Source organism: Nostoc sp. UHCC 0252, from assembly GCF_034931145.1.
GTDB lineage: Bacteria > Cyanobacteriota > Cyanobacteriia > Cyanobacteriales > Nostocaceae > Nostoc.
In genome coordinates this window covers 2530-4739 of sequence record NZ_JAYGHE010000152.1, presented here as the reverse complement: position 1 = coordinate 4739, position 2210 = coordinate 2530, and the positions used below count along the sequence as shown (strand labels likewise).

3 protein-coding genes and 2 pseudogenes are annotated in these 2210 nt (G+C 43.5%); 2 read left to right on the top strand and 3 right to left on the bottom strand.

Going from position 1 to position 2210, the window contains the following annotated elements; translation table 11 throughout:
• Nucleotides 1–516 (top strand): annotated as a pseudogene (locus VB732_RS35375) (hypothetical protein); the annotation flags it as partial.
• 242 nt (nucleotides 517–758) lie between these two features.
• On the opposite strand, the gene VB732_RS35370 reads toward VB732_RS35375, so the two are convergent.
• Together VB732_RS35370 and VB732_RS35365 are read right to left on the bottom strand one after the other, a co-directional pair.
• Nucleotides 759–1064: a type II toxin-antitoxin system RelE/ParE family toxin gene (locus tag VB732_RS35370; RefSeq protein ID WP_323235466.1), complete on the bottom strand. Its 306-nt coding sequence runs from the start codon at nucleotides 1062–1064 to the stop codon at nucleotides 759–761.
• Nucleotides 1064–1330: a type II toxin-antitoxin system ParD family antitoxin gene (locus tag VB732_RS35365; protein ID WP_323235465.1), complete on the bottom strand. Its 267-nt coding sequence runs from the start codon at nucleotides 1328–1330 to the stop codon at nucleotides 1064–1066. Before VB732_RS35365 ends, VB732_RS35370 begins: the two co-directional genes overlap by 1 nt.
• 44 nt (nucleotides 1331–1374) lie before the next feature.
• Here VB732_RS35365 and VB732_RS35360 point away from each other — a divergent pair, with 44 nt between their 5' ends.
• Nucleotides 1375–1659: a hypothetical protein gene (locus VB732_RS35360; RefSeq protein ID WP_323235464.1), complete on the top strand. Its 285-nt coding sequence runs from the start codon at nucleotides 1375–1377 to the stop codon at nucleotides 1657–1659.
• On the opposite strand, the pseudogene VB732_RS35355 reads toward VB732_RS35360, so the two are convergent.
• Nucleotides 1599–2210, bottom strand: a pseudogene (locus VB732_RS35355) (DNA primase); the annotation flags it as partial. The gene VB732_RS35360 and the pseudogene VB732_RS35355 overlap by 61 nt on opposite strands.

Here is a 2210-nt window from a genome sequence, read left to right as displayed (position 1 = left end):
GTTGTAGCTTTAATGGATCTGCCGTCTGGAGTGGGAGATTATTTTAAGGATTTTGTTCAAGATATCGAAGCGGCAAGCCTCGGCTATCACATCACTATGGTATCGGTACTAGGTCGTGGAAAAGATAGCATCATTCAACTAAAACGGTTAATAGAAGTTTGTGGTAATCAGGTTGATTATGTAGTGGTCAAAAATTTGTACTGGGGTGAAGAAGATGATGAAATATTCATCAAGTACAACGAATCTAAAACCAGAAAATCTGTCTTGGAGTTAGGAGCAATCGAGGTAAATTTTTTCCCGCTAATTCATACAGCCTACGACAGAATTGACTTTCAAGACTTAACTTTTACAGAAGCGATGACCCATGAGGAACTAACTCCTAGCAATAAAATGAGGTTATCTGTGTGGATACCAAAGAATGAGTCAGAGTTGATTTCTTGTGGCTCCTTTTTGGGACTTGAAGGCACAATACCTAGAGATAGGGATACTTTAAGGAAAGGAAAAATTGAAAAATAGCATCGTCGGTTAATTCAGTCAATTTTTATTACTACCGCTATAAAGACTATCTAATAGCAGGAGTAATATTTTTTAAAAATCCTGTCAGCCCCCCCACGCTTGGTAAATCAGCTCACGCATTCCTGACAAATATCAGCAAGGGAGGCGGTTACAGTTTGGGTAACTTCTGCTACGACTGAATTAGCTCCTGTTTTGGCGTTGACTATGTGTGATTAACTACAGATAGCAACCTGATAGGTTGCTCATTCGCCAGCAAGTTCTCGCGCAATATCCATGTTTGCAGCGAGTACACGCACGATTTCAACAGGGTTTTCTCCTCGATAGATCAGGAAATAGCGGGGATGCACCAACCAAAAACGAACGGGTAACGGTGTCAGGTCAGAACGATACTGTCCTATTCTGGGGTTATCTGTCAGCAACTCACAGGCCGAAAGAAGTTTATCAAGCATCCGTTCGGCAGCATCTGTATTATCTCGCGCAATATAAGCGTAAATCAAAGCCAAGTCTTCTTCTGCTTGCTCAGAGAGAACATAAGGTTTTGGGTTCATCACACAGGGGGTTTCATAAACTTTTGCGCCGATTTACGAATGCGCTCCCGTGCGCCAGAGGCGGGAAGACTTTGAGCATTGTCAAGTTGGTCTAGACCGATCGCAATCTGTTCGTTGAGCCAAAGTTTATATTCCTCGGAATGGTCGTTAAAGCGTTTCAACAGACGTAATCCTTCCCGAATCACTTCACTTTGAGAATGGTACAAACCAGACTCAACCTGTTTCTGCACGAACGCTTCTAGCTCAGGAGTCAGGGAAATATTCATTTATGCCTCACAATTAACCAGAATCGCTATTATAATAACAGTTTTTGTTATTGCTGGTCTTTAACCGTGCAGTTGTCTTTGTGGTAGATATGGATGATACTCAAGAACTAATCGCAATTCAGCAAGAACTTTCAGGAATCAGCTCACGCCTGAGAAAAATTTTCCCGTCAACTCATCCCCAATTTGACAGCGTGTTTGAAGACGTGGGTGCAGCTTCTTATTACATTCGGGAAGCTGGTTATCGTCTAGAATCAGTTCTTATGACTGTTCAAGGTGATAGCGCAGGTTCTGCGAGTGATGCAGAGAGTGGAGAAACTGAAATTGAGTAAACTTCGGTGGGCAGACAACTCAGTACAATCATCAGCAAGTCAGCCCTAACTTGGGGCGTGCAGAAATTCAAAACTCGCCGCATCGCCCTATTACCAAGAACTTCGGCAACTTCCGCCACCCCCTCTAACAGGTGATCTGGTGATGACTCCGATTCAGCAATCAACATCGGGAAGTATGTACGGGCTAGCCACTTTTCATCATCGTCTAAGTCAGCCAAATTTTTATTACTACCGCTATTAAGACTATCTAATAGCAAGAGTAATAATTTTTTAAAGTGCTGCCAGCCCCCCCAGCGTTGGGTAAATCGGCTCACCCATCCTTGGGTAGTGTCTATGATTTTGGCTATAGCCTTTTGTCCAATTTTCTGGTGTGACTGCCAAAGCTGGGTAAACGCTTTGACGATGGCGTGTCCCGTCTGCTGATCTCGGCTACCCGCTTCGGTGCATAGAGAGCAGGCATCAACGCTTTCTAATTTCACTCCTGGTAATTCACGATCGAGGAAACCCAAATCATAGTCAGCGCAGAAGTAGAATGTAAGCTCCACATTGGG